Origin of the sequence: Burkholderia sp. E168m23 (genome assembly GCF_016586125.1) — a bacterium.
In the GTDB taxonomy this organism is placed as follows: domain Bacteria; phylum Pseudomonadota; class Gammaproteobacteria; order Burkholderiales; family Burkholderiaceae; genus Burkholderia; species Burkholderia orbicola.
In genome coordinates, this window is record NZ_BCPP01000366.1 from 1 (window position 1) to 6,362 (window position 6,362).

General features: G+C 56.5%; 4 protein-coding genes and 1 pseudogene. 2 read left to right on the forward strand and 3 right to left on the reverse strand.

From position 1 onward, the window contains the following. Positions 1–182: pseudogene (locus JMF90_RS40120) on the forward strand (hypothetical protein); the annotation flags it as partial. Between the two features lie 680 nt (positions 183–862). On the opposite strand, the gene JMF90_RS19135 reads toward JMF90_RS40120, so the two are convergent. After that, entirely contained in the window at positions 863–2,872 is a 2,010-nt protein-coding gene (locus JMF90_RS19135; protein ID WP_201316744.1) for a Wzt carbohydrate-binding domain-containing protein, read from the reverse strand. A 329-nt stretch (positions 2,873–3,201) separates the two neighbouring features. Between JMF90_RS19135 and JMF90_RS19140 the strand changes: the two genes are divergently transcribed. Continuing rightward, positions 3,202–4,815 carry a hypothetical protein gene (locus tag JMF90_RS19140; RefSeq protein ID WP_201316743.1) on the forward strand — a complete coding sequence of 538 codons (1,614 nt, stop codon included), beginning with the start codon at positions 3,202–3,204 and terminating at the stop codon, positions 4,813–4,815. Between the two features lie 92 nt (positions 4,816–4,907). Here JMF90_RS19140 and JMF90_RS19145 read toward each other — a convergent pair whose 3' ends face one another. Then, entirely contained in the window at positions 4,908–5,582 is a 675-nt protein-coding gene (locus JMF90_RS19145; protein ID WP_201316742.1) for a GNAT family N-acetyltransferase, read from the reverse strand. Between the two features lie 20 nt (positions 5,583–5,602). Beyond that, on the reverse strand, positions 5,603–6,362 hold a 760-nt coding region (locus JMF90_RS19150), incomplete at its 5' end, for an aminotransferase class I/II-fold pyridoxal phosphate-dependent enzyme (RefSeq protein WP_201325318.1).

The window sequence follows — 6,362 nt, forward strand, 5'->3', positions numbered from 1 at the left end:
CATGTTCATTGGAACGCATAGCCGAAAATGAAGGCGATCTGATGGAATGCTATCACAAACATGGCTGGCATTTGCTCCGGGAACGCCCTGTCACAATGTCTTATCGAGCTGATCTAACATCAATTGTCGGAATGACAACAATCGATGGCGGTCAATATTGGGTGAATAGCAGGTTTAATTAGACACCTCAAGCTTGATCCTTATACGGGATCATTGCCTGATTTTTCGTTCGTCTCGACGGATGTTAGCCAATGATCTCGACCAAAAATGAACCTGCCTGCATTTTGGTGGGCGAGGGCGGTTAAACAGCGGATTATCCGCACGCCAGCATAAATCGCTCTCCGAACAGGAGAGCAAACTGATTCAGTGCTGATTTTCAGTCGAAAGCAGCGCGCACCGCCTTAGCCAGTACGTTTCGAAACTGAGCATTTCGGCAGATAGCTGAGAGCGACTGATATCACCTCAATGACACATCGCATCGGCATAGCCGCTCTCTTACGCAGTGGAGCGGCCCCATGTATCTGAGGACAGGTAAGGGACTCCCTTAAAATAGCGGATAGTCTTGTGCCTATCAGTAAGCTTAGTCATTACGTGGAACCCGTCGAAATTCCCCGAACCTGCGTCACTTATATGGACAGGCCGGACGCGCCAACGGCGCTCTCGCGTCCGGTCACTGCGTTTGTCCAGGCAAAGCCATGGAATACCGCTCGCCTCGCAAGCTCAGGCACACAGCAGCGTCATCTATCTAACGGCGTCCAAATGTCCTAGGCTACAGGGGTAACTCCACGCAGCATATATGCGCTAGCGCACCGTGCCAAGCGATAAATAAACAACAAGACCTGCACAACGGCCGTCCGGCATATCAAGCGCTGATTGGCACAATTCGAAGGGTGTCTACACGCATGTCGGCACTCGATGGTACCCATACGCGGATCTCAAGATCAGTGATTGGCGTTACAAGCTCGAACCCGAACGCCGCGATCTCTCCGTCCCTCTCACCCGGGATAACTTCGTGCCGCATTAGCACGTATCCTCCACGCCCCCAGCTCACATCTATCCAAGCGCTATCAATAAGTGCGTAGCAACCTTCGAGACTGACGACATATCGCCCCTGGGACAACGACGCATACGGACCAAATAGCAGATACCCCTCCTGGCCGACACTCGACATCACACCGCGACCGCGCCGCCCAGCGTGCGTGCACAAACGGATATCTGCGCCGCGATACAACCTCGGTCCGTCAGGATCCTCGACTTCGAGCATGAGTGTCAGTGGCTGGAATCCCTGCTCCTCTGGCCATTTTTCGCCATCTCTGGACAGCGTCAGAACAAGCTTGAACCGTCCGCTAACACTGGGTGCAACGACATGCATGGAAAGCGGCAGAACTTGCCTCGGTGCGACGAAGTTAATAGGCAACGGAATATTCTCCGCGCTAGTTGCAATCACGCCCCCGCTCGAGTCCAGCCAGCGATACGAAAGACAGATTGGATGAAAGGTCGTACTCGCCCAGGTTTGCGACGACGCGTTCTCCAGTGTTACTGGAAGCTCAAATGATTCGCCGGCAACCAAGCATCCTAATACAGCGTCGGTCGCAAGATGACCACGCGTATCTTCAAGATTGGCAGACACTGCATCGCCTATTCGCTCACAAGAGAAATCTGCGGGAATACTCATGTAGCCTACGCTTGGCGTGTCGCGCTGCACCACGACACGAAACGGCACGAGTCTTTCGTAGCACGCGAGTTCATCAATCCGGTTGTCCCGGCTGCAAGAAAATTCGAATCCAGCAGCATATTGTCCTTCTGGCAAATTCGCCACCAAGTAATACCGCAAGCTATACATACCTGGGGCGATTTCCACGAGAGGGCGATCCAATAGCGCGTTGCTCGTACCAAACGCCCAACGTCCGTCCTCGTCCGACAGATGAACACCGACACCCAACTGATCAACGGCAGTATTGATCGAAAAGACAATATTGAAACGCAGAAATTGCCCATAGCTACATGTGCCATCACCGTCAACGGCTGCGGAGATCAATGAGAACTCCGGCGCAGAATGTGTACGGTATGCAACGGGTTCGTATGGCTGCCAGCGGGGAGTCACCAAAACGGAGGTGACCGTGCGCGCGGCACGTTCGCTTGCCCACCGCTCGCGCAGCAGGTGATAAAACTCCAAGTCGAGTCTGTTCAATGCTTCAAGGCATGTACGCAACGATGACGAGATCTCGCCGACTTGCGGCCTCGTACGTGTCGTATTTACTCGCTGTAGATGCGCCGGGACAGGAATTTCAATCAACGCCGCGACGTCCGACAGAAAATCCGGCAGCGATTCGTACAAGCCCCACACATCATACCGAGTAATGCCGGCAAGCGCCGCGTCGATCTTCTGCCGGTCCGATCGCTCCGCTCCAGGCAATATGCCAGCGAAGTGCTCCACGTATGGGTTACGAATATTCTTGAGAAAGTCCTGATCGAAGGATTCTTCCACAACATTCAGGAGATCGGGGCCAGGAGCGCCCGCCAAAGCGACGAAGCGCTCAGCTTGCTCCCATAACCCCGGCAACTCAGCCGAATCGTGATTCTTCACAAGAAAAAACAGCCAAGAAATCGCTCGATCGATCGGCTCGCGCAAACAGGTCATGTAGTGGTAGCGCGGATCGAGATCACTTCCCTGAAAATCGACATGTGCGGAGATCACGGAATACTCGCCCCCGTATCGGCGAATCAAATCGCGATGGCGTCCGATCAGGTTCGGGGTAACGCAGCCAGCACCCAAATTCTCTTTGAGCCATACATTCACTGCCTGCCCAGCAGTCTTAGGTAAATGATCAAAAATGACGCGACCGGAAAAAACTTGTCGTTGATACTGCATTGCGCAACTCCCATCTCTTGTTATATCGCCACGAGCATTCATTCTCGATCAGCCGAAATTTTGACAGAGTTCGACACTCCGTCCAGTTTTTTCGCGCGATAACACGCCCCACGCACGTCCTGATATAAGAAATTCAGCAGCCGTGCAGATCACGCTACATTTTCGGCACACGGATACCCCCCATCGACACCCGCATTGGCACTCGCCCGTAATTGAATTGCCCTCCCCCCCTCAGACGACCAAGCACTGAAATACTGTCCTATCATGCGAACTTTGGAATCCAGTGCTTGGTGACACATGGGAGGAAGTCAGTGCCACAGGAGATTTATATGAGGCAAACCGTTTTAGCCATTCTGGTGTCTGTCGCTCTTCCGCTCGCCAACGCAACAGCGCAGCCCAGGCCATCCAACGCCCCTCCTCCGATGCAGCGTGAACTTGGCGAAACGCTCCAGTTCCAGCAGAAAGGTAGAGGAAGCATACCGCGTGCGCTCTCGGTCAAGCTGGCTGACACCATCAACGGTGCGGATTTCGGGATGCTATGCAACGGAACGGTCGACGATACCAATGCTCTCAATCACGCCCTCGCGTATGCTGCAACCGTTGCGCCGTCGGTCGTCAATCTACCGTTATCGAGCGCACGCTGCATGATCTCCGGTACTGTTAGCGTCCCGAGCAACGTAACGCTTGCCGGATCGCGTGGGCAGCGTGCCAGTCTCGCCGCAGGCGCACCAAATCTGAATCCTCTGATCTCGCTTGACGGCAATGGGTCCACGGTACGCGATCTCTATATTAATGCAGCGGCGGCCGGGCCCAATACGAAAGGTGTCGCGATCGCAGTCAAAAACGTCGTCGCCCCGGTGATCGCCGGCGTCTATATCCAGGGGCCATTCATCGGTATCGACCTAAATGGCAACCAAGCACTCGTCGATCAAACCATCGTCAATGGGACCAAGGGAGCGGGCAGCATTGGCATTCGAATTGGTGCACAAACAACTCATGGCAACACCGTAGACGCTCGCATCACGCATACAACCGTCATTGCCGATCGCACCGATCCAGGTGACGTAGCGATGCAAGTCCTTGATGCAGGAGGACTGCTTGTTTCCGAGTCCGACATGCTGTTCGCCAGAATCGGTACTCAGATCATTCCAGGACATCTACAATCGGTTGCGTGGGCAAGCTTCAGCAATACGTACGTCGGGGACAGCAACGCGATTCATGCGCTAGCAATCGATACGGCTGCCACAACGGCACGTGTTGAAGGACTCGAATGCACCGCCTGCTGGACCGCCTCCGCTCAATCAGACAACATAGTCGTCGACAACACGGCAAAAGGCCTCGTATCGGAGATTCATTTCAACGGGCTGCGCAACTATAACGGCGCATCAAACGGCGCGAACATTCGTGCAGGAACGTTTGTGACGTTCGACGCGAGTCGCTTCTGCGGTAATGGTCGGAGCGGTCGCCCTGCGGCCAATATCGTATATGGACCCAATGTCGGTGCCTTCGCGGTGAGAAACTCGGAGCTGGGCGGAGCATGCGGTGGACTCTTCACTACAGTCCCCGAGTATGGCTTGTTACTCGCAGGCAACAATGCAAGTGCCGTTATCAGCGGCAATGACTTTAGTGGTTCGAAAGCCCCGATCTCGGGCGCACCGTCTGGGAACAGTATCGTGGCGTCGAATCTCGGCATCGACACCTCTCCTACTACTGTCGAAAGCGCAGCAACGATCGATGTACGTACTGCATCCGTCGCGCTGCTGACGGGGCAAACGACTATCAGCAATATCCAGCCAATGTGGAATGGCCGCACGCTGAAGCTTATTCCGTCTCATGGTCCTATCAGCTTCGCGACGGGTGGCAACCTTTGCAACTCGGTCGCTACGCAGACAAACGTGCCAGTGGACGCATACTTCAACGGAGCTTGCTGGAACCTGAAATAGCCGTCGCTCCTCAGGTTGAATTCCACCGCATATCTACCAACTGGTTACGGGTCGCTGCATGCCGACTCAATGCAAGAACGACTAGAGAATTTCTAGCGCTCCTTGGCGTCGAATCGCATCCGTGTCGATACCAGTTCCAGGGGAAGACGAGCCGATCGGCGCCGATACTTCCGCGTCTCGGCAAATCCGAGGCGCTCGTACAGCGCGCGGGCGCGTACGTTGCTCACGAGCACATCGAGTACGATTTCTCGCCCCGGCCTGTTACGTAACGGGTCCGCTTGCATTGCGTCGTCAAACAGCGCGCTGAAGACGCCCCGTCCACGCCACGCCTCCTCTACGGCACAGTGCGCAATCAATATTTGTTTGCGCGTCGGAGAAGGCAGCTCACTTTCTAGCACCAACCCACGCAACAACATCCGGACGGCACGTACGAAGCCGAAAAAACGGATCAACATCCAGGCAACGTGCATGTCGTCCCACATCACACTCCTTCCATCATGCACGGCAAGGACCGCGCGCACGATGCCGTCCTCGGAAACCGCCACACGATGGCGTCGCCAAGAGAAACGCCCATATCTTGATGCAAACGCGAATGCAAGGAAGGCGATGCATTGGCTAGACGACTCACCGAGGAAGAACGCAAACTCACGAGCTCCCGATGCGAGCACAAGCGGCGCGCATGTATGAGCATCGGTCGCGTCGGCTGCGCGGTAGTCCAACACGTCAGATACCAGTCCATTTCTCACCCGTTCAGGTTTGTCGCACATTCGAGCTGGCTTCGATGTAGTCAACGTGCAAGACGAGCAAGTATCACAACCGCCCGACTGATCTGCTCCGGCTCATGCGTCGAGCAGACGAAGAAGCGCAGGCGCGCGGCCTTTTCCTCGACGGCCGGATAGAAGATCGGCTGCACGTTGATCCCTTCGTCGAACATCGCATTCGCCCACTGCGCGGCCTTCAGCGAACTGCCCGTGATCACCGGCACGACCGCATAGCCGGCGCTCGTGCCGGTATTCAGCCCGGCCGCACGCGCCTCGGTCAGGAACTGCCGCCCGCGCGCCTGCAGTTGCGCGACGCGCTCCGGCTCGGCCTGCAGACGTTCGAGCGCGGCCAGCGACGCTTCGGCGAGCGTCGGCGCGAGCCCGACGCTGTACAGGAAGCCCGGCGCCAGATGGCGCAGCATGTCGACGAGCGGCTGGCAGCCGGCGATGAAACCGCCGCAGCCGGCCAGCGTCTTGCTCATCGTGCCCATCCACATGTCGACCTGGTCGGGCGCGACGCCGGCATGCTCGCGAATGCCCTTGCCGGTCGCGCCGAGCACGCCGAGCGAATGGGCCTCGTCGACCAGCAGGAATGCCCCGTGACGCGTCTTTACGTCGACGAAGCGCTGCAGGTCGGGGAAATCGCCGTCCATGCTGTACAGCCCTTCGATCGCGATCAGCACGTGCCGGTATTCGCGGCGCACACGCGACAGCAGCTCGTCGAGCGCCTGCCAGTCGTTGTGCGGGAAGCTCAGCCGCTTCGCGCCGCTCAACTGCGCGCCCTGG